Here is a 21,247-nt window from a genome sequence, read left to right as displayed (position 1 = left end):
CACTCAGCCGCACCATACTCTTGCGTTGCGGAACATGCGCAGCCACGGCGAGTCACCGTTCCAGTCCGCCGGACGCCAGCTCAGGTTCACTGCGCGCGGCGTGCGCTCCGGGTGCGGCATCATGATGGTGACGCGGCCGTCGCTGCTGGTCAGGCCGGTGATGCCGTCGGGCGACCCGTTCGGGTTGAGCGGGTACTGGCTGGCAACGTTGCCATCACCGTCCACGTAGCGCAGCGAGACGCGTGCCGCCGCCTGGTCGACCGGGCTGGCGAACACCGCCTGGCCCTCACCGTGCGCCACTGCCACCGGCAGGCGCGAACCGGCCATGCCACGCAGCAGGATCGACGGCGACTCCACCACTTCCAGCAACGCGGTGCGCGCTTCGAACTGCTCGCTGCGGTTGCGGCGGAACTGCGGCCAGTGTTCGGCACCGGGAATGATGTCCTTGAGCTGGCTCATCATCTGGCAGCCGTTGCACACGCCCAGCGCGAAGCTGTCCTCGCGCGCGAAGAACGCGGCGAACGCATCGCGCAGTGCACTGCGCTCCAGCACCGAGGTGGCCCAGCCGCGGCCGGCACCGAGCACGTCGCCGTAGCTGAAGCCACCGCAGGCGGCCAGGCCGGTGAAGTCGGACAGCTGCACGCGGCCTTCGATCAGGTCGCTCATGTGCACGTCGAAGCTGTCGAAGCCGGCACGTTCGAAGACGTTGGCCATTTCAATCTGGCCGTTGACGCCCTGCTCGCGCAGCACCGCCACGCGCGGACGCGCGCCGGTGTTGATGAACGGCGCCGCCACATCTTCAGACAGGTCGAAGGTGAGCTTGGGCTTCAGGCCCGGCGCGGTGAAGCTGCGCGCGACGGCGCGTTCCTGGTCGGCATTGTCCGGGTTGTCGCGCAGCTTCTGCATGGCGTGGGTGACCGACCACCAGGCGTCGAACAGCGCTTCCCAGCGCCACTCGACCAGGCTTTCGCCCTGCAGCGAGACCCGCACCACCGGTGCGGTGGTCGGGCGCGCGATGCGCTGTGCGCATTCGGTCAGCGCATGGCGCTCGACCAGGTCGGCGAACGCGGCGCGGTCTTCGCGCGCGATCTGCACCACGGCGCCCAGTTCTTCATTGAACAGGCTGCGGAAGGGGTCATCGCCCCAGGCGTCCAGGGTGATGTCCAGGCCCTGGCGCGAGGCGAAGGCCATCTCGCACAGGGCGGCAAACGCACCGCCGTCGCTGCGGTCGTGGTACGCCAGCAGCAGGCCGGCCTGGCGGGCGTCGCGGATCAGTTCGAAGAAGCCACGCAGGCGCTGCGGGTCGTCCAGGTCCGGCACGGCACCGGCGAAGGCCGGCAGCGCGCTGTGGTCGGCATGCACCTGGGCCAGGATCGAACCGCCCAGGCGCTGCTTGCCCGCGCCCAGGCCGATCAGCCACAGCTCGCTGTCGGTGTCGCGGTCCAGCAGCGGGGTCAGCTGGGTGCTGGCGTCGGCCACCGGGGCGAACGCGGAGATTACCAGCGACACCGGCGACACCGACTTGTGTGCCTGGCCGGCGTCGTGCCACTGCGCCTGCATCGACAGCGAGTCCTTGCCGACCGGAATGCTCAGGTCCAGCTGCGGGCACAGTTCCATGCCCACGGCGCGCACCGCGTCGTACAGCAGCGCGTCTTCACCATTGTGGCCGGCCGCAGCCATCCAGTTGGCCGACAGCTTCACCGTTTCCAGCGCATCGACCGGGGCCGCGCACAGGTTGGTGATCGCTTCACCGACCGCCATGCGTGCGGAGGCCGCCGCATCGAGCAGGGCCAGCGGGGTGCGCTCGCCAATGCCCATTGCTTCACCGGCCAGGGTGTCGAAGCCGGCCAGGGTGATCGCGACGTTGGCCAGCGGCAGCTGCCACGGGCCGATCATCTGTTCGCGCGCGGTCAGGCCGCCGACACTGCGGTCGCCGATGGTGACCAGGAAGTTCTTCGAGGCGACCGACGGGTGCGCCAGCACGCGCAGACCGGCTTCATGCAGGTCCAGCCCGTGGGTCTTCAGCGCGGGCCAGCGCGGTGCCGGCGGGTGCGCGGTGTCGCGGTGCATCTTAGGCGGCTTGCCGAACAGCACGTCCATCGGCAGGTCGATCGGCGCATCGGCCGGAATGTTGCCGACGGTGGCGCCGTAGGCGACCACCAGGCGCTCTTCCGCCGTGGCCACGCCCACCGCAGCGAACGGGCAACGCTCGCGCGCGCACAGCGCGGCGAACTCGGCCAGGCGCGCCTGCGGCACGCCGAGCACGTAGCGTTCCTGCGATTCGTTGCACCACAGCTGCATCGGCGACAGCGACGGATCGTCGGTGGGCACCTTGCCCAGGTCGATCACACCGCCCACGCCGGAGTCGTGCAGCAGCTCGGGAATGGCGTTGGACAGGCCACCGGCGCCGACGTCATGGAACCAGCGGATCGGATTGTCCAGGCCGAGCGCGACGCAGCGGTCGATCACTTCCTGGCAACGGCGCTCCATTTCCGGGTTGTCGCGCTGCACGCTGGCGAAGTCCAGGTCTTCGGCGCTTTCGCCGGAGGCCACCGAACTGGCGGCACCGCCGCCCAGGCCGATCAGCATGGCCGGACCGCCGAGCACGATCACCGCGTCGCCGGGCTGCAGCTTGAGCTTTTCGACCTGGACCTGGTCGATCGCGCCGAGGCCACCGGCCAGCATGATCGGCTTGTCGTAGGCGCGGGTCAGGCCCTCGCCCTCGGGCAGCTCGAAGCTGCGGAAGTAGCCGAGCAGGTTGGGGCGGCCGAACTCGTTGTTGAAGGCGGCGCCGCCGAGCGGGCCTTCCAGCATGATGTCCAGCGCCGGCGCCATGCGCGGGTTCAGCGCGCGCGGCGCTTCCCACGGCTGCGGCAGGGTCGGAATGCGCAGGTGCGAAACCGAGAAGCCGGTCAGGCCGGCCTTCGGCTTGCCGCCGCGACCGGTGGCGCCTTCATCGCGGATCTCGCCGCCGGCGCCGGTGGAGGCGCCCGGGAACGGAGCGATCGCGGTCGGGTGGTTATGCGTTTCCACCTTGATGCAGAACGCCGAATCCACCACCGGCTCGCTGCGGTACTGGCCACTGGCCGGGTCCGGGCGATAGCGCGCGGCCGGGAAACCGGCCACCACCGCCGCGTTGTCGCTGTACGCGCTGAGCGTGTGCTGCGGGGTCTGCTGGTGGGTGTTCTTGATCATCCGGAACAGCGAGTGCGGCTTGTCCGCGCCGTCGATGGTCCAGCTGGCATTGAAGATCTTGTGCCGGCAGTGCTCGGAATTGGCCTGCGCGAACATCATCAGTTCCACGTCCGACGGCTTGCGGCCCAGTTCGCCGAAGCGCTGTCGCAGGTAGTCGATCTCGTCCTGGGCCATGGCCAGGCCGAGCCGGCGGTTGGCCTCTTCCAGGTCGTCCAGCGCCACGCGCTCCAGCTCGCCACGGGCCGGCGCGGTGAACAGCGCCTGGGCCTGGGCGGCGGCGTCCAGCACCGACTGGGTCATCGGGTCGTGCAGCGCGCGCACCAGCGCCTCGCGGGCGTCGGCATCGGCCGGCCAGCCGGCCAGGTCGATACGCAGGCCGCGTTCCACGCGGCGGATCGGCTGCCCGGCGCCACGCACCAGTTCGGTGGCCTTGCTCGACCACGGCGACAGCGTGCCCAGGCGCGGCACCACGAAGCGGGTGACGGCCCCGGCCTCCTGCGGTGCCAGCGCGGGCTGGGCTTCCAGGATCCGGCTCAGGATCGCCGGGTCCGGCGTGGCCTCGCCCTCGGTCTGGATGAAGTAGACGTGCCAGGCACCGGTGATGCGAACGTCGGCGGCAAGGGACTGCAGGCGGGTTTCAAGCCGTTCGCGGCGGAACGGCGAAAGGGCGGATGCGCCCTCGAGGACCATCATGTCCGGGGAACCGTGGTTGGAGACGGGGCCCACTATTGTACCGGTCCGACGCCCCCGGGTGGTCGCTGCCGGGCTGCCGCCGGCCCGTCCCGGTTCACCGACCAGCCGCCCGAACTTTGCGCTGGCGCACGGAATGGCCCGCCGATCCATGACAACGTTGCCACGACCCGCCCAGCCCGACGCCCGGCGGGATCCCGTCCGCCCCCACTGCTGTTGCCGACCCCTCTCACCGGCCCCGGACGTGCTGCACCGCTGGGCGGCACCCCGCCGCCCAGCGCCACCCTTGATCGGAGTACGACCATGGCTGACCCGATTGCGCGCAGTACGGTGACATCGTTATCCCCTCGCTGGCTGCTGGCGCTTGCGCTGGCCTCGGCCACCCTCGCCCCCGGCGTCGCGCTTGCCGCGAGCTGTACCGGAGTGCCCGAGTGGAACGGCAATGCGATCTACCTGGCAGGCAGCACGCTGCAGAAAGGCGGCATCCTCTACCGGGCCAACCAGGACATCTGGAACGCCCCGCCCGACCATCCGGCCGGCGCGCCGTACTACACCAACCTGGCCGCCTGCGACAGCGGCGGCAGCAACCAGGCCCCCAGCGTCAGCCTGACCTCGCCGGCCAACGGCGCCAGCTTCAGCGCCGGCAGCAGCATTACCGTGAGCGCCAACGCCAGCGACGCCGACGGCAGCGTGAGCAAGGTCGAATTCTTCCGGGGCGGCACTTCGCTCGGCATCGACACCAGCGCGCCCTACAGCGTCACCTGGGCCAATGCCTCGGCCGGCACCCACACCTTCAAGGCAGTGGCCACCGACAACAACAATGCGGTGACGTCTTCGGCCACGGTGAGCGTGACCGTCAACGCGGCCAGCAATGACACCACCGCGCCCAGCGTGCCGGGCGGGCTGTCCTCGCCCTCAAAGACCGCCACCACGGTCAACCTGGCCTGGACCGCAGCCACCGACAACAGCGGCGGCAGCGGCGTGGCCGGCTATGACGTATACCGCAACGGCGCCCTGGTCGGTTCGCCCAGCGCCACCCAGTACACCGACGGCGGGCTGACCGCCAGCACCGCCTACACCTACCGGGTGCGTGCGCGCGACAACGCCGGCAACGCCTCGGCGCAGAGCGCGTCGATCAGCGTCACCACCGCAGCGGGCGGTGGCGGCGGTGGCAACAAGCGGGTGATCGGCTACTTCACCCAGTGGGGCATCTACGGCCGCAACTACCGGGTCAAGAACATCGACACCAGCGGCTCGGCCAGCAAGCTGACCCACATCAACTACGCGTTCGGCAACGTGCGCAACAACCGCTGCGAAGTGGGCGTCACCCAGCCTTCGGACCCGAACACCGGTGCCGGCGGCGACGCGTTCGCCGACTACACCAAGGCCTTCCAGGCCGGTGAAAGCGTCAGCGGCAGCGCCGATACGTGGGACCAGCCGCTGCGTGGCAACTGGAACCAGCTCAAGCAGCTCAAGGCCAAGCATCCGAACGTGAAGGTGCTGATCTCGCTCGGTGGCTGGACCTGGTCGCGCGGCTTCTCCAGCGCGGCGCAGCCGGCCAACCGCCAGGCCTTCGTGGCGTCGTGCATCGACGCCTACATCAAAGGCAACCTGCCGGTGACCGACGGTGCTGGTGGCGTGGGCGCGGCGGCCGGGGTGTTTGATGGCATCGACATCGACTGGGAGTACCCGGTCGCGTGCGGCTTGAGCTGCGGTACTGCGGCCGACAACGCCAACTTCACCGCGCTGATGGCCGAGTTCCGCCGCCAGCTCGATGCGGTGCGCCCGGGCCTGTTGCTGACCGTGGCGGTCGGCGCGGGCATCGACAAGATCCGGGTGACCGACCCGGCGGCGTATCACGGCTATCTCGATTACATCAACGTGATGACGTACGACTTCCACGGTGCGTTCGACCCGATCACCGGCCACCATTCGGCGCTGTTCGATTCGCCGTCGGATCCGTCGACCGGCGATACGAAGCTGTACAACAGCAACGATGCGATGGAAGCCTTCATCGCGCGTGGCGTGCCGGCCAGCAAGCTCAACCTGGGCATCGGTTTCTACGGTCGCGGCTGGACCAACGTGCCGAACGTCAACAACGGGCTGTACCAGAGCGGCAGCGCAGCGGCGGGTACGTACGAAGCGGGCATTGAAGACTGGAAGGTGCTGAAGAACCTCAACCATCCGATCTTCACCGACGCCAATGCACGCGCCACCTGGAGCTACAACGGCACCACGTTCTGGAGCTTCGACACCCCGGCGATGGTCACCGAGAAAATGGGTTACGTGAAGACCCAGGGCCTGGGCGGCGCGTTCTTCTGGGAGTTCAGCGGCGATGACACCCAGGGCACGCTGGTGAACACGATCAGCAACGGCTTGAAGTAAAGAGCAGGTCGCGCCCGGGGCCGCCATGGCCTCGGGCGCGATTCGGCGTAATCGTTGATCGAATCATGGAAGTCGTCAGCGAGCGTTGCCGACGAATAATGAGCCACCCTGCTCACCAGTGTGGTAGCCCAGCTTGCGAACCCCAACGGTACTTCTGCGCGTGGCCGCTGTATTCGGCAATGCGCGCGCCCGGGACAAAATCGAAATCCGGACGCTGCTCAAACCCATTTCCATCAAGACGATCAGGAACTGGCAGGCGGCCCGCCGCTGGGAGCCGACCTGGTGCGACGGCAGCAGGACAACCACGCCCGACCTGACCACCCTGCCGCTACGCCACTGCGCCCTTCTCACGCTTTCCAATCGGGTTGCCCCGGTCGAATCCGACCGGGCAAGCTCCAATGCCAGCTGGCTGCACAACGGCAGGGGCGTGCCCCTGTATCAACCGCCGGGGCGTGCCAGGCTCAGCGCGCCTGGCGCTCCAGCGCCTTGACCAGCTGTGCCGGCGGCACGTAACCGCCCAACTGGGTGCCATCGGCGGCGAACACCGCCGGCGTGCCGCTCACGCCGACCTGCTGGCCGAGGTCGTACTGCATCGCCACCGGGCTGGTGCAGTTCTTCGGCGCGACCGGCTGGCCCTGCTTGGCATGGGTCAGCGCCTGGCGGCGGTCGGTCGCGCACCAGACCGAGATCATGTCGGTGAAGTCCTTGCTGGCCGGGCCCATGCGCGGGAAGGCCAGGTATTCCACGGTGATACCCAGCTTGTTCAGTTCCGGGATGTCCTGGTGCATCTTGCGGCAGTAGCCGCATTCGATGTCGGTGAACACGGTCAGGGTGTGCTTGGGATTGGGCGCGGCGAACACGATCCGATCGCCGCGCGGCGCCTTGTCCAGCAGCGCCTTGCGGTAGGCCAGCAGGCCGGCGCTGCTGGCCGGGGCGCGGTTCTGGATGTCGTAGGGCTGCGACTGCATCAGGTAGCGGCCGTCGTCGGAGACGTACAGCACCTGGCCGCCGACCAGCACTTCGCGGAAGCCCGGGAACGGCGCGGCGCCGATGTAGTCCGGCTTGAATTTCGGGTCCAGCCCGGCCAGCGCGCTGCGCACGGTCTGGTCGGCATTGGGATTGGCTGCGGCGGCAGGAGCGGCAGCGTTGGCGCCAGGCTTGGCGGCCGGCGTGGCACCGGGGGCGGCCGGCTGGGCGCACGCGGTCAGGCTGAGCGCACCGAACAGGGCCACGGTAAGAACTCGACGCATCTGAACATCCACGGGAGAGAGTGGGCGGATTCTCGCACAGCCGCCCGGGCGAAGCCTGTGAGGCCGAGGGATTTCTGGAAGTCGCCGCCGGCGGGGCCGGCGATGATTCCTTCCCCCGAATCGATTCCCGGCCGCATGCGCATTCCCTCCTCCCTGCTCTGGTTCAAGGCACAGCTTGGCAGCACGTCGGCCAAGGTGGAGCTGAGTGTCCGCTCGCCCCACGACGGCAATCGCTTCAGGACCGCCCTGGTGGCGATCCAGAACCGGGAGGCGCGTTTGACCCAGGCATGGCGGCGGGACCAGGTATCCGAACCGCAGCTGGTCAACCGCACCCGCTACCTCACCGACCTGCGCCAGACGCTGTACCAGAACGCGTCGCCGATGGCACACAGCCGGTCCATGCACGACATGCTGACCCGCATCAGCAACCCGTCGCCGGTGCCGGCGGCGCGAAGCCTCTCGGGATCGCTGGAGTCGCTGGCATCGCGCACCTCGACCAGTTCCAGGACCTCGGTCACGTCCAACGAACAGTTCCAGGACCGCGCCCTTGCGGCATTGGCCGATGCGGTCTGGAACGGCCAGTTGAATTCGCTGAAGGACCTGCGCGCGGAAGTCCTGGCCACCGCCGACCTCCTCGCAGACGCCGATCCCGCCCGGAGTCAGTCCGAGGTGGTGGCAGCGGTGTTCGACACGCTGCAGGCGCGTGCGCCGGTCGGATCGGGCATGAGCGCCGAATGGAGCGTGGTGCGCTACCTGCGGCGGGAAATGCTGACCAACAGCGACGGCCCGAGCGGGCGCGTGGCCACCGACAGGCTGGTCGACCCCGACAACCCCGACCGCTTCACGGCGTTTCTCGCCCGACCGCTGCCCACCGGCGATGCCCCGCCGAAGCCGCCCCGCGTTGGCCAGCCCCGCGCCATCAGCCTGGCGCGCGACTGGCGACCGGGTGAATCCAACGCCTGAGGCGGCGCTAACCGCGCGGATGGTGCTTCGCGTGCAGCTTCTGCAGATGCTCGCGCGCGACCAGGGTGTAGATCTGGGTGGTGGACAATGAGCTGTGGCCGAGCAGCATCTGCAGCGCGCGCAGGTCCGCGCCACGGTTGAGCAGGTGGGTGGCGAAACTGTGGCGCAGGCCGTGCGGGCTGATCCGCACCGGGTCGATCCCGGCCAGCACGGCGTACTTCTTCACCAGCGCCCAGAACTGCTGCCGGCTCAGCGGATGCAGTGACAGTTCAAGGAACAGCGGCACGCTGCCGTCGCGGGCGGCCGGTACGCTGCGGGTGCCGGTGATCTGCGGCCGCGCCTGCTGCAGGTAGCGCTCCAGCCAGTGCTGGGATTCCTCGCCCAGCGGCACCAGCCGTTCCTTGCTGCCCTTGCCGGTCACCCGCAGCACGCCCTGGCGCAGGTTGACCGCGTTGGCCGGCAGGTCCACCAGCTCGCTCACGCGCAGGCCGGCGGCGTACATCAGTTCGAGCATGGCGCGGTCGCGCAGGCCGAGTGGCTGCTCCACGTCGGGCGCGGCCAGCAGCGCGTCGATCTGGCTTTCGGCGAGCGCCTTGGGCAGCAGCCGCGGCAGCCGCGGCGGGTCCAGCAGCGCACTGGGGTCTTCGCTGCGCAGCCCGCGCCGCAGGGCGTCGCCGTAGAACGCACGCAGCGCCGACAGCAGTCGCGCATTGCTGCGCGGCGACCAGCCGTGCTTCGCGCGCCAGGCCAGGTAATCGAACAGGCCGGCGCGGTCGATGCCGGCCAGGCCACCGCCGGTGCCGTCGCGCCAGCGCGCCAGCCCTTCCAGGTCGCGCCGATAGCTGTCCAGGCTGGCCCGGGCCAAGCCCTGCTCGGCCCAGATCGCGTCGAGGAAGTGGCGGATCGAGGCGGCGTCGTCGGCACGCAGTTCGGGCAGGTGCTGCACCAGCTGGCGGCGCGCGGCGGGTGTTGAAGGGGTGGACATGCGCACAGGATACGCAGGTATGCTCGGCGCATGAGCACGCCGACCGTTGCCGCCACCGACACCCCCCGCCCGAGCGCGCTGCTGCACTGGCGGCTGTTGGCGCTGGTGTATGACATCTTCCCCGCGCTCGCGCTGTGGATGCTGGCAGGCGCGCTGTTCACCGCCGGCTATGCGGTGGGCCATGCGGCGCGGGAGAACATCGCGCCGTTCAGTGCGCTGCAATGGGCGCTGTGGGTGTGCTGCTGGGTCGTCACCGGGCTGTACGCCACGATGAGCTGGCGCCGCGGCGGGCAGACGCTGGGGATGCGGCCGTGGCGCTTGCAGGTGGTGGGCGCCGATGGCAGCGCGCCGACGGTGCGGCAGCTGTGGATCCGCTATGCAGTCAGCACCGTCTCAACCGCGCTGGGCGGATTGGGATTCTGGTGGGCCTGGGTCGACCGGGAACGTCTTACCTGGCACGACCGTGCAAGCGGTACACGGTTGCGACGCAATCCGAAACGGTAACGGGGTACGTGGTCCGGCCAACGGCCGGGGTTACCCCGACTTCCGCCGGAACAACATCCCCGACACCACCAGCATCACGATCGGCGGCAGCGCGTACGCGATGCGGTAATCGAACTTCAACGCGCCGGCCATGCGCCCGAAGAACAGCTGCAGCAGCCAGAAGCCCAGTGCGAACAGGATGCCCAGGAACAACCGCTTGCCCATGCCGCCGCTGCGCAGCGAACCGAAGGCGAACGGCACCGCTGCCAGGCACAGCGCCAGCACGTTGAGCGGGTAGAACCAGCGGCTCCAGTAGATGTCTTCGTAATCGCGCGCGTCCAGTCCGTTCCGCTTGCGGTACTCGATGCTGGTGCGCAGGTCGCGCGCGGCCAGGTTTCGCGGCTTGGAGAAGCCCGTTGCCAGCGCGCCCGCATCCAGCTGCGAATCCCACTTCTCCGACTCGGCCGTGGTGCGCGTGGCCGAGCGTTCATTGAACGTGTCGCGACGCACCTTGTTCAACGTCCAGCCGCTGGCGTCATGCACCACCGATTCGGCGTGGGTCAGCGATGCGATCTTGCCGTCTTCGGCAATCTTGTACAGACGCACGTCGTTGAGCACCAGGCGCGTGCCGGCGCCCGGCAACAGCTGCTCGTCGCCGCTGCCCGCACTGAGGAAGGTGTCGCCTTCGCGCACCCATACCCCGGAATAGCGCGAGGACGCCAGGCTCTGCCCGGACTTCGCGCTGGCCTTGATGCTGTCCGAGCGCTGCTGGGCCCACGGCGCCAGCGTTTCGCCGTTCACCACCATCACCGCGGTCATCAGCGACAGGGCGATTGCTACCGAGGCGCTGAGCCGCTTGCGCGACAGCCCCAGCGCGCGCAGCGCGGTCAGTTCGGAGGTCGCGGCCATCTGGCCCAGGCCCATCAGCGCGCCGATCACCGCCGCGGTGGGGAAGAACGTGTAGGCCCGGCGCGGCACGGTGTAGAGCACCCCGGCCGCCGCATGGCCGAGCGTGTAACCGCCCTTGCCCACGTCCTTGAACTCGCCGGAGAAGGCCATGACCACGTCGAGGCCGACCAGCACGGCCCAGGTGATCAGGACGGTGCTGAACACCGCCCGGCCCAGGTACAGGTCGAACCGCATCGGAAGAAGCTTCATGCGGTCCTCCGCGGGCGCGACAGCTTGCCGTCACGCAGGTACATCCAGATCGCCAGCGCCAGCAGCGGCAGGCTCAACCACCACAGCCCCACCGTGCCCGACAGCTTGCCGTCGGCGATCCAGCGGGTACCAATGAACATGAGATTCATGCCGACCATGTAAGCGAGGAAGGCCAGCATCATGCGGCCATAGCGCTGCTGGCGCGGCGAACTGCGCGCCAGCGGCACGGTCATCAGCGCGAATGCCAGCGCGATCAGCGGCGGGGTGATGCGCGAATGCAGCTGCGCCTGCGCCTCCGGGCGCGCGTCGCCGAACAGCTGGGTGGTCGGCAGCAACTCCGGGTCTTTCTCGTCGCGGGTGACGGCGCCGTCGGGCAGGGCCACGTCGTTGCGGGCGAAGCGCATCAGGCGGTAGTCCAGTCCACCGTTGGCCGGGCCCTCGATCTGGTGCCCGTCGTCCAGCTGCAGGTAGCGCTGGCGGTCGCCTTCGAAGAACATCTTGCCGCTGGCGGCCGACGCCACCTCGATCCGGTCCCCGCGCGAACGCTGCAGGAAGATCCGGCCCAGGCCGCTGCCGTCCGGGCTCACCGAGGACAGGTAGACCACCCCGCCGTTGGGCAGCATGGTGAATTTGCCCGACTCCAGCCCGGCCATGACCAGGCTGCGGTTGGCGCTTTCGATCATCTGCTCGCTGGTCCGGTCGGCCCAGGGCCCCAGCCACATCGAGCACAGGCCCACCAGCCCTACCACCGGAAGCACCAGCATCAGCACCGGGCGCAACAGCCGCTTGGGCCCGACCCCGATGGCGGTCAGCACCGCCATTTCCGAGTCCCGGTACAGCCGCGCAACCGCCAGCAGCATGCCCAGCATCAGCGCCAGCGGCAGGATCAGCGGCATGTAGACGATGAACTGGAGGCCCAGCTGGGAGAACAGCAGCTTGGCCGGGAGGCGGCCGTCGGCGATGTTGCCGAGGATGTCCACCAGCACGCCACCGACGCTTACGACCAGCAGGACGATCAGGGTGGCCAGGAAACTCTGGACGAAATCACGCAGGAGATAGCGATCGAGCTTCGACATGGGGCGGTGGTTTAAACTCTCGGATTCGTTCGCGTGGCTGCCCAGTCTACTGACGGGACGTAAACAGCTCGCGATTGTACGGATTTGCCAACGGAATCTGATCAATGGCCCTCGAATTTACCCTGAATCACGCAGCCCCGGCATCGGCCGAGGTCGACTGCGTCATCGTCGGCGCCTACGCCGACCAGACCCTGAGCCCGGCGGCACAGGCCCTGGACGCCGCTTCCGGTGGCCGCCTGGCCGCCTTGGTCGCCCGCGGCGATGTCAGCGGCAAGACCGGCGCCACCACCCTGCTGCATGACGTGGACGGCGTGTCCGCCCCGCGCGTGCTGGTGGTCGGGCTGGGCGAACCGGCCAAGTTCGGCGTGCCGCAGTACCTCAAGGCGGTCGGCGACGCCAGCCGGGCGCTGAAGAGCGGGGTCGTCCGCCACGCGCTGTTCACCCTCTCCGAGCTGGAGATCAAGGGCCGCGACGCCGCCTGGAACATCCGCCAGGCCGTGATCGCCGCCGACCACGCCAGCTACCGCTACACCGCCACCCTGGGCACCAAGAAGCCGGAGGCCCCGGGCCTGGCCACGCTGGCCATCGCCGGCACCGACGCCCAGGCGCTGCTGCAGGGCCAGGCCATCGCCGCCGGCGTGCAGCATGCCCGCGAGCTGGGCAACCTGCCGCCGAACCTGTGCACCCCGGCCTACCTGGCCGAGTCCTCGGTCGCCTTCGCCCAGGCCCACGCCGGCGCCGAAGCCGAGATCCTGGACGAAACCGCCATGGAAGCCCTCGGCATGGGCTCGCTGCTGGCCGTGGCCCGTGGCTCGGCCAACCGCCCGCGCATGGTGGTGCTGAAGTGGAACAACGGCGGCAGCGCCAAGCCGTACGTGCTGGTCGGCAAGGGCATCACCTTCGACACCGGTGGCGTGAACCTGAAGACCCAGGGCGGCATCGAGGAAATGAAGTACGACATGTGCGGTGGCGCCAACGTCATCGGCACCTTCGTCGCTGCGGTCACCGCCAAGCTGCCGCTGAACCTGGTGGTGGTGGTGCCGGCGGTGGAAAACGCCATCGACGGCAATGCCTACCGTCCGTCCGACGTGATCACCTCGATGTCGGGCAAGACCATCGAAGTGGGCAACACCGACGCCGAAGGCCGCCTGATCCTGTGCGACGCGCTCACCTACGCGCAGCGCTTCGAGCCGGCCGCACTGGTCGACGTGGCCACCCTGACCGGCGCCTGCCTGGTCGCGCTGGGCCACCAGACCGCCGGCCTGATGACCAAGCACGACGACCTGGCCAACGAGCTGCTGGCCGCCGGCGAGCACGTGTTCGACCGCGCCTGGCGCCTGCCGCTGTGGGACGAGTACCAGCCGATGCTGGATTCCAGCTTCGCCGACGTCTACAACATCGGCGGCCGCTGGGCCGGTGCGATCACCGCCGGCTGCTTCCTGTCGCGCTTCACCGAAGGCCAGCGCTGGGCGCACCTGGACATCGCCGGCGTGGCCAGCGACGAAGGCAAGCGTGGCATGGCCACCGGCCGCCCGGTCGGCCTGCTGACCCAGTGGCTGCTGGACCAGGCCGGCCGCGCCCATGTCGCGGGCTGATTTCTACCTGATCGCCAAGCCGCGGTTCCTGACCGAACCGCTGCGCCTGGTCTGCGAGCTGGCCCGCAAGGCCAACGACGCCGGGTTGCAGACCCTGGTGCTGGCCCGCGACCAGGCCCAGGCCGAGGAGCTGGACGAGCTGCTGTGGTCGTTCGACGACGATGCCTACATTCCGCACCAGATCGCCGGGGAAGACGCCGACGAGGAAGAAGCCCTGGTGCTGATCGCGGTACCCGGCAGCACGGCCCCGTCGCGGCCGCTGGTGATCAACCTGCGCGACGACCCGTACCTGGGCGCCTGCGACCGGGTGCTGGAAGTGGTGCCGGCCGACCCGGCCGCGCGCGAACCGCTGCGCGAGCGCTGGCGCCAGTACAAGGCGCTGGACTTCACCCTGAACAAGTACGACATGTAAGCCCGTGCCGGCGCCCTTGATCGGGCCGGCCGGCGCCCTGATCCTTTATTCATTGCCTCCTGGTTGCCCCCGCATGACCCAACTTGCCTCCAGCTACGACCCCAAGACCTTCGAAACGGCGCTGTACGACGCCTGGGAGAAGGCCGGGCACTTCAAGCCGTCCGGCAAGGGCGAGCCGTACACCATCCTGCTGCCGCCGCCGAACGTGACCGGCACGCTGCACATGGGCCATGCCTTCCAGCAGACCCTGATGGACGCGCTGGTGCGCTACCACCGCATGCGCGGCTACGACACGTTGTGGCAGGTGGGCACCGACCACGCCGGCATCGCCACTGAAATGGTGGTCTCGCGCAACCTGGCGCTGGCCGGCAACGGCGAAAGCCGCGACTCGCTGGGCCGCGAGGGCTTCATCGAGAAGGTGTGGGAATGGAAGGCGCAGTCGGGCGACATCATCGAGCGCCAGATGCGCCGCATGGGCACCTCGGCCGACTGGTCGCGCAGCACCTTCACCATGGACCCGCAGCCGTCCGAAGCCGTGGTCGAGGCGTTCCTGCGCTGGCATGAGCAGGGCCTGATCTACCGTGGCCAGCGCCTGGTCAACTGGGACCCGGTGCTGAAGACCGCCATTTCCGACCTGGAAGTGGAAAGCGTGGAGGAAGACGGCTTCCTGTGGTCGATCGCCTACGCGCTGGAAGACGGTGCCAGCTACGAGCACGTCGAGCGCGACGTCGACGGCGTCGAGACGCTGCGCGAAACCCGCCCGTACCTGGTCGTGGCCACCACCCGCCCGGAAACCCTGCTGGGCGATACCGCCGTGATGGTGCACCCGGAAGACGAGCGCTACGCGCACCTGATCGGCCGCAGCGTCACCCTGCCGCTGACCGGGCGCAGCGTGCCGGTGATCGCCGACGAGTACGTGGACCGTGCGTTCGGCACCGGCGTGGTCAAGGTCACCCCGGCGCACGACTTCAACGATTACCAGGTCGGCCTGCGCCACAACCTGCCGATGATCAACCTGTTCACTCCGGTGGCGGCGATCAACGACAACGCCCCGGAGAAGTACCGCGGCCTGGACCGCTACGAAGCGCGCAAGGTGATCCTGGCCGAGCTGGAAGCGCTGGGCATCCTGGTCGAAACCAAGGCGCACAAGCTGCAGGTGCCGCGTGGCGACCGCACCCAGCAGGTGATCGAGCCGTACCTGACCGACCAGTGGTTCGTGAAGATGGACGCGCTGGCCAAGCGCGGCCTGGAATTGGTGGAGAACGGTTCGATCCAGTTCGTCCCGGCCAACTGGATCAACACCTACCGCCACTGGATGGAAAACATCCAGGACTGGTGCATCAGCCGCCAGCTCTGGTGGGGCCACCGCATTCCGGCATGGTTCGACGAGGCCGGCACCTGCTACGTGGGCCGCGACGAAGCCGACGCGCGCGCGCGCGCCGGGCTGGGCGCGGACGTGGTGCTGCGCCAGGACAGCGATGTGCTGGAGACCTGGTTCTCCTCGCAGCTGTGGCCGTTCTCGACCCTGGGTTGGCCGAACGAGCAGGCCATGGCCGAGCGTGGTTTCGAGCGCTACCTGCCGTCCTCGGTGCTGATCACCGGGTTCGACATCATCTTCTTCTGGGTGGCGCGCATGATCATGGCCACCGACAGCTTCACCGGGAAGATCCCGTTCAAGGACGTCTACATCACCGGCCTGATCCGCGATGCGCAGGGCCAGAAGATGTCCAAGTCCAAGGGCAACGTGCTCGACCCGCTGGACATCATCGACGGCATTTCCATCGACGACCTCGTCGCCAAGCGCACCACCGGGCTGATGAAGCCCAAGGACGCGCCGAAGATCGAGAAGCAGACCCGCAAGGATTTCCCGGACGGCATCATCGCCCACGGGGCCGACGCGCTGCGCTTCACCATCGCCGCGCTGGCCACCCATGGCCGCGACATCAAGTTCGACATGAGCCGCGCCGAGGGCTACAAGAACTTCTGCAACAAGCTGTGGAACGCCAGCCGCTTCACCCTGATGAACACCGAAGGTGCGCAGTTCAACGGCGTGCCGCAACCGCGTACCGACGCCGAGCGCTGGATCCTGGCGCGACTGGCAGCCGTGTCGGCCGAAGCGCAGGGGCATTACGCCAACTACCGTTTCGACCTGCTGGCGCAGGCGCTGTATGAGTTCGCCTGGAACGAGTTCTGCGACTGGTTCCTGGAACTGACCAAGCCGGCGCTCAACGGCGACAACGCCGAGGATGCGGCCAGCACCCGCCACACCCTGCTGTACGTGCTGGAAGCGCTGCTGCGCCTGCTGCACCCGCTGACCCCGTTCGTGACCGAGCAGCTGTGGCGCCAGGTCGCCCCGCGCCTGGGCCTGGACGCGGACACCATTTCGCTGCGCGCCTACCCGACCGCCGGGGAATTCGCCGGGGACTACGCGCGCGCCGAAGCGGACGTGGAATGGCTGAAGTCGATGGTCAACGCGCTGCGCCGCGTGCGCAGTGAACTGAACCTGCCGCCGGCCAAGCAGGTCTCGCTGCTGCTGCAGGGTGGCAGTGAAGAGGACCGCAACCGTGTTGCGCGCTTCACCTCGTCGCTGTCGTTCCTGCTCAAGCTGGAACGCATCGAATGGCTGGCTGCCGACGCGGACACCCCGCCGGCGGCCGCCGCCATCGTCGGCGAGCTGAAGCTGCTGGTGCCGCTGGAAGGCCTGGTCGACCTGGGCGCCGAACGCGCCCGCCTGGACAAGGAAATCGGCCGGGTGGAATCGGAGAAGGAGAAGAGCGCGATGAAGCTCTCCAAGTTCACCGACAAGGTGCCGGCCGCCGTGGTCGAGCAGGAGCGCGTGCGCCTGGTCGAATGGACCACGCAGTTGGAAGGGTTGGTTGCGCAGCGCGCGAAGTTGTAATCAGGAATCGGGGTGGCGGCGTTTGTCGCCACCTTCGGGTAGAGCCACGCCCTGCGTGGCTGCGCCGATCACAACGGCGGCATCACCGTGATGTCGTCGTCCACCAGTTCCATCGCCATCACCAGCGCATCTTCGCGTCCGTCCTTGGCCGGGTAATACCGCGGCCGACGGCCAATCTCATTGAATCCTTCGCTGTGGTACAGCGCCACCGCGGGCGTGTTGGACGGGCGCACTTCCAGGAACACGCGCTGCGCGCCGTGGTCGCGCGCCAGCTTCACCAGCGCGCGGAACAGTCTCCGCCCCAGGCCACGGGTCTGGCTGTACGGATCGATGCAGACATTGAGTACATGCGCTTCGTCGGCAGCGATGCTGAGCACGCCATAGCCGACCAGCACCCCATCATTTTCCATCGCCAACGCCGGATACCCCGCGCGCAGGCAATCCACGAAGATGCCGCGCGTCCACGGGAACGGGTAGCCGCGCAGTTCGATTTCCATCACCGCATCAAGATCGGCCTCGCGCAGTGCGCGCAGCGCCGGCGGGCGCGGCGAGCTGACCGCGCTCACGCGGTGCCCCGCTTGCGCAGTGCCCTCAACTGCGGCCACAGCGCGCGCTTGGCGGCCGCGTTGCCGCGCAGCTCGTCCAGGTTCCAGCTGGCCATCAACGCCTGGGTGTCAGGATCGTTCGGATTGCAGCCGGACGCGCGCAGCAGGGCGATCTGCAGCGGCGGCGGCATGCGGACGGCCGGGCGGCGGGTGCCGGTGCGGGTGGGCGTGGGCGCGGCGGGAGCTTCGGCCGGCGGCGCGTTGCGGCGTGGGGGGGTGGCCGGACCCGGGTCGCGGGTGGGGATTGCGTCCTGACGGGGATTGGCTTCGTTCAGCCGGGCAGGGCCCGGCTCTACCGGTATTGCGCCCAGCTCTACCACCGGTTCGGGGGCCGCTTCAACGCTGCCGTCCACGAACACCGTGTACCCCATCGCCTGCAGCCAGGACTGCTGGGCGGGGGTCCACAGTGGCGGGGCGGCCGGCGCGCTCACGCGGTCGGCTCGGCCGACTTGCGGGTGCGCTGCCAGATCCAGCTGACCGGGCCGGACAGCGCATAGATCACGCCCATCGCGAACAGCACGCGCGGCAGGTCGATGACCATGATCGCGATGGCGATCGGCACCAGCGCCAGTGCCAGGAACGGCACGCGGTCGGCGCGCGGGCCCTTCTCGCCGCCACCCTTGAAGCTCCAGAAGCGGATCCGGCTGACCATCAGCAGGGCGGCAATCAGGGTCACGCCCAGCGCCACGTAGCGCAGTTCATTGCCGTCCCAGCCCAGCGCGCCGTCGGCGAAGGCCCATACGAACGACATCATCAACCCGGCCGCCGCCGGGCTGGCCAGGCCGATGAACCAGCGCTTGTCGACCACGCTGACCTGGGTGTTGAAGCGGGCCAGGCGCAGCGCCGCGCAGGCCGCATACAGGAACGCCACCGCCCAGCCGACCCGCCCCATGATCGGGTCGTCGAACTTCAGCCACGACAGCGACCAGTGGTACATCACCAGCGCCGGGGCCATGCCGAAGCTCACCAGGTCGGCCAGCGAGTCGTACTGCACGCCGAATTCGCTGCTGGTGCCGGTCAGCCGGGCCACGCGGCCGTCCAGGCCGTCCATGACCGCCGCCACGAACACCGCAATGGCGGCATTGACGAAGTCGCCATTGGCGGCGGCGATGATCGCGTAGAACCCCGCGAACAGGCCGGCCGTGGTGAACAGGTTGGGCAACAGGTAAATGCTGCGCGAGCGCGGCGGGGGTTTCATCTGATCCATGCGGCCAGTTTAGTGGCTGCGGCCCGGTTTGGGGGGAGGCTTGCCAGCGCCGGGCGGGAATGCTGCAATCGCGCACCTGACCCCTTGCTGCCCGGAGTTGCCATGCGTGCCCTGCCCCTCGTGTGCTGCCTGCTGCTCGCCAGCGCTACGGCCAGCGCCGGAAACGTCTACAAGTGGAAAGACGCCAATGGCGTCACCCAGTATTCCGAGAAGCCGCCCACCGGCCAGCAGGCCGAGCAGCGCCAGATCCAGAACCGCGACCCGGCCGCCGGCCCCGTCACGGCCAAGGCAGCGGCCCCCGCCGAGTCGACCGACTGCACCAATGCCCGCAACAACCTGACCCTGCTCAACGGCAAGGGCGATGTGATGCAGGACACCGACGGCGACGGCAAGCCCGACAAGGCGCTGGACGCGGACCAGCGCACGGCCCAGAAGGGCCTGGCTGAAGCAGCCATCAAGGCGTACTGCAAGCCGGCGGCCTGACAGGCCATACACGGGAGGGTCGTGTCAGAATATAGGTTTCCGCCGTTCAGCGAAGCCGACGATGCGCCTCTCCCAGTTCCACCTGCGTACCACCAAGGAAACCCCCAGCGATGCCGAGCTCACCAGCCACCGGCTGATGCTGCGCGCGGGCATGATCCGCAAGCTGGCCTCGGGGCTGTACATCTGGTCGCCGCTGGGCCTGCGCGTGCTGCGCAAGGTCGAGCGCATCGTGCGCGAGGAAATGGAAAATGCCGGCGCCGTGGAATTTCAGGTGCCGACCATCCAGCCCAAGGAGCTGTGGGAAGCCACCGGCCGCTGGGAAAAGTTCGGACCGCAGCTGCTCAAGATCAAGGACCGCAAGGACCAGGTGTTTTGCTACAGCCCCACCGCTGAAGAGGCCGCGGCCGATTTCGCGCGCCAGGAGCTGTCCAGCTACAAGCAACTGCCGGTCAACTTCTTCCAGATCCAGACCAAGTTCCGCGACGAGATCCGCCCGCGGTTCGGCGTGATGCGCGCGCGCGAGTTCCTGATGAAGGACGCCTACTCCTTCCACCTGGACGACGAGTGCCTGGTGCGCGAGTACGAGAACATGAAGGCCGCCTACGCCCGCGTGTTCACCCGCCTGGGCCTGGACTTCCGCATGGTGCAGGCTGATTCCGGCGCGATCGGCGGCGACGCCTCGCAGGAATTCCACGTGATCGCCGACTCCGGCGAAGACGCGCTGGTGTTCTCCACCGGTTCGGACTACGCGGCCAACATGGAAGCGGCCGTTGCCGCAGCCCCCGGCCCGCGTGCGGCCGCCGGCGAGGCGCTGCGCAAGGTGGAAACCCCCACCCAGAAGACCTGCGAAGCAGTGGCCGCCCTGCTCGGCATCGAGCTTTCGCGCACGGTGAAGTCCATCGCGGTAATGACCGAGGCCGGCTTCGTGCTGGCGCTGGTGCGCGGCGACCACGACGTCAATGAAATCAAACTGGGCAAGGTGGACGGCCTGCAGGGCTACCGCATGGCCGGTGAAGCGGAAATCGCCACGCACCTGGGCAGCGAGCCGGGCTTCCTGGGCCCGCTCAATCCCGCCCAGCCGATCCGCGTCGTGGCCGATCGCGACGTTGCAGCGATGGCCGACTTTGTCGTCGGCGCCAATGAAGTCGGTTTCCACATTGCCGGCGTCAACTGGGGCCGCGACCTGCCCGAGCCGGAAGTGGCCGATATCCGCAACGCGAAGGAAGGCGACCGCGCCGCCGACGGCGGGGAACTGCGCGTGGCCCGTGGCATTGAAGTGGGCCATGTGTTCCAGCTCGGTCGCCAGTATGCGCAGGCCTTGAATGCCACCGTGCTCGATGAAAACGGCAAGGCGCAGGTCATGGCCATGGGCTGCTATGGCATCGGTATTTCGCGCATCGTCGCTGCGGCGATCGAGCAGAACCATGACGACGCGGGCATTATCTGGCCGGACGCGATGGCGCCGTGGCAGGTGGTGGTGTGCGTGATCAACCCGAAGCAGGACGAAAGCGTTTCCGCTGCCGCCGCCGATCTGCTCGCCGAGCTGCAGGCTGCCGGTCTGGATGCGGCGCTGGACGACCGTGGCCTGCGCCCGGGCAACATGTTCGCCGACATCGAACTGATCGGCGTGCCGCACCGCGTGGTGGTGTCCGAACGTGGCCTGGCTGCCGGCACGTTCGAATACCGTGCACGCACGGCCAGTGAAGCGGAAAGCCTGGACCGCGCCGGGCTGATGGCGAAGTTTGCGAAATGATGACGGATGCCGGGTGAAAGACCCCGGCATTTAATTGTCCCATTTCCATTGATTATTCCTACTGGCTGTGCATGCGGCAAATGAGAATGTATGCTGTTGCCGATGCCA

Annotated in this window: 17 protein-coding genes; 9 read left to right on the top strand and 8 right to left on the bottom strand. The window is 68.5% G+C overall.

Going from position 1 to position 21,247, the window contains the following annotated elements:
* Window positions 1-3: 3 nt before the first annotated feature.
* Entirely contained in the window at window positions 4-3,888 is a 3,885-nt protein-coding gene (gene purL / locus PDM28_RS03125; protein ID WP_311183800.1) for a phosphoribosylformylglycinamidine synthase, read from the bottom strand.
* Between the two features lie 300 nt (window positions 3,889-4,188).
* Here purL and PDM28_RS03120 point away from each other — a divergent pair, with 300 nt between their 5' ends.
* Window positions 4,189-6,270, top strand: coding sequence for a glycosyl hydrolase family 18 protein (locus PDM28_RS03120; protein WP_311183799.1), 2,082 nt, complete (start codon window positions 4,189-4,191; stop codon window positions 6,268-6,270).
* 160 nt (window positions 6,271-6,430) lie between these two features.
* The gene (locus PDM28_RS03115) at window positions 6,431-6,760 is read left to right on the top strand and encodes a hypothetical protein (RefSeq protein ID WP_311183798.1); all 330 of its coding nucleotides are present in this window, start codon (window positions 6,431-6,433) and stop codon (window positions 6,758-6,760) included.
* Here PDM28_RS03115 and PDM28_RS03110 read toward each other — a convergent pair.
* Entirely contained in the window at window positions 6,732-7,520 is a 789-nt protein-coding gene (locus PDM28_RS03110; protein WP_311183797.1) for a thioredoxin fold domain-containing protein, read from the bottom strand. The genes PDM28_RS03115 and PDM28_RS03110 overlap by 29 nt on opposite strands.
* 102 nt (window positions 7,521-7,622) lie before the next feature.
* On the opposite strand from PDM28_RS03110, the gene PDM28_RS03105 reads away from it, so the two are divergent.
* Window positions 7,623-8,483, top strand: a complete 861-nt coding sequence (locus PDM28_RS03105) for a hypothetical protein (RefSeq protein WP_311183796.1) — start codon at window positions 7,623-7,625, stop codon at window positions 8,481-8,483.
* Window positions 8,484-8,490: 7 nt separating this feature from the next.
* Here the strand turns inward: PDM28_RS03105 and xerD are convergent, their stop codons facing one another.
* Window positions 8,491-9,468 carry a site-specific tyrosine recombinase XerD gene (xerD, locus tag PDM28_RS03100; protein WP_311183795.1) on the bottom strand — a complete coding sequence of 326 codons (978 nt, stop codon included), beginning with the start codon at window positions 9,466-9,468 and terminating at the stop codon, window positions 8,491-8,493.
* Window positions 9,469-9,498: 30 nt separating this feature from the next.
* On the opposite strand from xerD, the gene PDM28_RS03095 reads away from it, so the two are divergent.
* Window positions 9,499-9,972, top strand: coding sequence for an RDD family protein (locus PDM28_RS03095; protein ID WP_311183794.1), 474 nt, complete (start codon window positions 9,499-9,501; stop codon window positions 9,970-9,972).
* A gap of 30 nt (window positions 9,973-10,002) precedes the next feature.
* On the opposite strand, the gene lptG is transcribed toward PDM28_RS03095, so the two are convergent.
* Entirely contained in the window at window positions 10,003-11,109 is a 1,107-nt protein-coding gene (lptG, locus tag PDM28_RS03090; RefSeq protein WP_102946347.1) for an LPS export ABC transporter permease LptG, read from the bottom strand.
* Window positions 11,106-12,185, bottom strand: a complete 1,080-nt coding sequence (gene lptF / locus PDM28_RS03085; protein WP_102946346.1) for an LPS export ABC transporter permease LptF — start codon at window positions 12,183-12,185, stop codon at window positions 11,106-11,108. Before lptF ends, lptG begins: the two co-directional genes overlap by 4 nt.
* A 104-nt stretch (window positions 12,186-12,289) precedes the next feature.
* On the opposite strand from lptF, the gene PDM28_RS03080 reads away from it, so the two are divergent.
* The 3 genes from PDM28_RS03080 to PDM28_RS03070 all read left to right on the top strand — a co-directional run bounded on the left by PDM28_RS03080 (window position 12,290) and on the right by PDM28_RS03070 (window position 17,091).
* Window positions 12,290-13,780 carry a leucyl aminopeptidase gene (locus PDM28_RS03080; RefSeq protein WP_311183793.1) on the top strand — a complete coding sequence of 497 codons (1,491 nt, stop codon included), beginning with the start codon at window positions 12,290-12,292 and terminating at the stop codon, window positions 13,778-13,780.
* Complete coding sequence (locus PDM28_RS03075) at window positions 13,767-14,192, top strand: DNA polymerase III subunit chi (RefSeq protein ID WP_070207670.1); 426 nt, start codon at window positions 13,767-13,769, stop codon at window positions 14,190-14,192. Before PDM28_RS03080 ends, PDM28_RS03075 begins: the two co-directional genes overlap by 14 nt.
* 73 nt (window positions 14,193-14,265) lie before the next feature.
* Entirely contained in the window at window positions 14,266-17,091 is a 2,826-nt protein-coding gene (locus tag PDM28_RS03070; protein WP_311183792.1) for a valine--tRNA ligase, read from the top strand.
* A 68-nt stretch (window positions 17,092-17,159) separates the two neighbouring features.
* Here PDM28_RS03070 and rimI read toward each other — a convergent pair whose 3' ends face one another.
* From rimI to pssA, 3 genes are read right to left on the bottom strand one after another with little or no spacing between them, the layout of a single operon-like run.
* Complete coding sequence (rimI, locus tag PDM28_RS03065; RefSeq protein ID WP_311183791.1) at window positions 17,160-17,657, bottom strand: ribosomal protein S18-alanine N-acetyltransferase; 498 nt, start codon at window positions 17,655-17,657, stop codon at window positions 17,160-17,162.
* Window positions 17,654-18,127, bottom strand: a complete 474-nt coding sequence (locus PDM28_RS03060) for a hypothetical protein (protein ID WP_425507631.1) — start codon at window positions 18,125-18,127, stop codon at window positions 17,654-17,656. Before PDM28_RS03060 ends, rimI begins: the two co-directional genes overlap by 4 nt.
* Window positions 18,124-18,903, bottom strand: a complete 780-nt coding sequence (pssA, locus tag PDM28_RS03055) for a CDP-diacylglycerol--serine O-phosphatidyltransferase (protein WP_102946342.1) — start codon at window positions 18,901-18,903, stop codon at window positions 18,124-18,126. Before pssA ends, PDM28_RS03060 begins: the two co-directional genes overlap by 4 nt.
* Window positions 18,904-19,005: 102 nt before the next feature.
* Here pssA and PDM28_RS03050 point away from each other — a divergent pair, with 102 nt between their 5' ends.
* Together PDM28_RS03050 and PDM28_RS03045 are read left to right on the top strand one after the other, a co-directional pair.
* On the top strand, window positions 19,006-19,386 hold the full coding sequence (locus PDM28_RS03050) for a DUF4124 domain-containing protein (RefSeq protein WP_102946341.1): 381 nt from the start codon (window positions 19,006-19,008) through the stop codon (window positions 19,384-19,386).
* A gap of 61 nt (window positions 19,387-19,447) precedes the next feature.
* On the top strand, window positions 19,448-21,139 hold the full coding sequence (locus PDM28_RS03045; protein ID WP_311183790.1) for a proline--tRNA ligase: 1,692 nt from the start codon (window positions 19,448-19,450) through the stop codon (window positions 21,137-21,139).
* The last annotated feature ends 108 nt before the right edge of the window (window positions 21,140-21,247 follow it).

The organism is Stenotrophomonas aracearum, assembly GCF_031834615.1.
In the GTDB taxonomy this organism is placed as follows: Bacteria; Pseudomonadota; Gammaproteobacteria; order Xanthomonadales; family Xanthomonadaceae; genus Stenotrophomonas; species Stenotrophomonas aracearum.
The sequence above is the reverse complement of the archived record's forward strand: the minus strand, read 5'-3'. Positions and strand labels throughout refer to the sequence as shown.

Bases quoted from the DNA above. Each gene is read 5' to 3' on its own strand.
- purL (WP_311183800.1), bottom strand. From the start codon at position 3,888: ATGATGGTCCTCGAGGGCGCATCCGCCCTTTCGCCGTTCCGCCGCGAA.
- PDM28_RS03120 (WP_311183799.1), top strand. From the start codon at position 4,189: ATGGCTGACCCGATTGCGCGCAGTACGGTGACATCGTTATCCCCTCGC.
- PDM28_RS03110 (WP_311183797.1), bottom strand. From the start codon at position 7,520: ATGCGTCGAGTTCTTACCGTGGCCCTGTTCGGTGCGCTCAGCCTGACC.
- PDM28_RS03105 (WP_311183796.1), top strand. From the start codon at position 7,623: ATGATTCCTTCCCCCGAATCGATTCCCGGCCGCATGCGCATTCCCTCC.
- xerD (WP_311183795.1), bottom strand. From the start codon at position 9,468: ATGTCCACCCCTTCAACACCCGCCGCGCGCCGCCAGCTGGTGCAGCAC.
- PDM28_RS03095 (WP_311183794.1), top strand. From the start codon at position 9,499: ATGAGCACGCCGACCGTTGCCGCCACCGACACCCCCCGCCCGAGCGCG.
- lptG (WP_102946347.1), bottom strand. From the start codon at position 11,109: ATGAAGCTTCTTCCGATGCGGTTCGACCTGTACCTGGGCCGGGCGGTG.
- lptF (WP_102946346.1), bottom strand. From the start codon at position 12,185: ATGTCGAAGCTCGATCGCTATCTCCTGCGTGATTTCGTCCAGAGTTTC.
- PDM28_RS03080 (WP_311183793.1), top strand. From the start codon at position 12,290: ATGGCCCTCGAATTTACCCTGAATCACGCAGCCCCGGCATCGGCCGAG.
- PDM28_RS03075 (WP_070207670.1), top strand. From the start codon at position 13,767: ATGTCGCGGGCTGATTTCTACCTGATCGCCAAGCCGCGGTTCCTGACC.
- PDM28_RS03070 (WP_311183792.1), top strand. From the start codon at position 14,266: ATGACCCAACTTGCCTCCAGCTACGACCCCAAGACCTTCGAAACGGCG.
- pssA (WP_102946342.1), bottom strand. From the start codon at position 18,903: ATGGATCAGATGAAACCCCCGCCGCGCTCGCGCAGCATTTACCTGTTG.
- PDM28_RS03050 (WP_102946341.1), top strand. From the start codon at position 19,006: ATGCGTGCCCTGCCCCTCGTGTGCTGCCTGCTGCTCGCCAGCGCTACG.
- PDM28_RS03045 (WP_311183790.1), top strand. From the start codon at position 19,448: ATGCGCCTCTCCCAGTTCCACCTGCGTACCACCAAGGAAACCCCCAGC.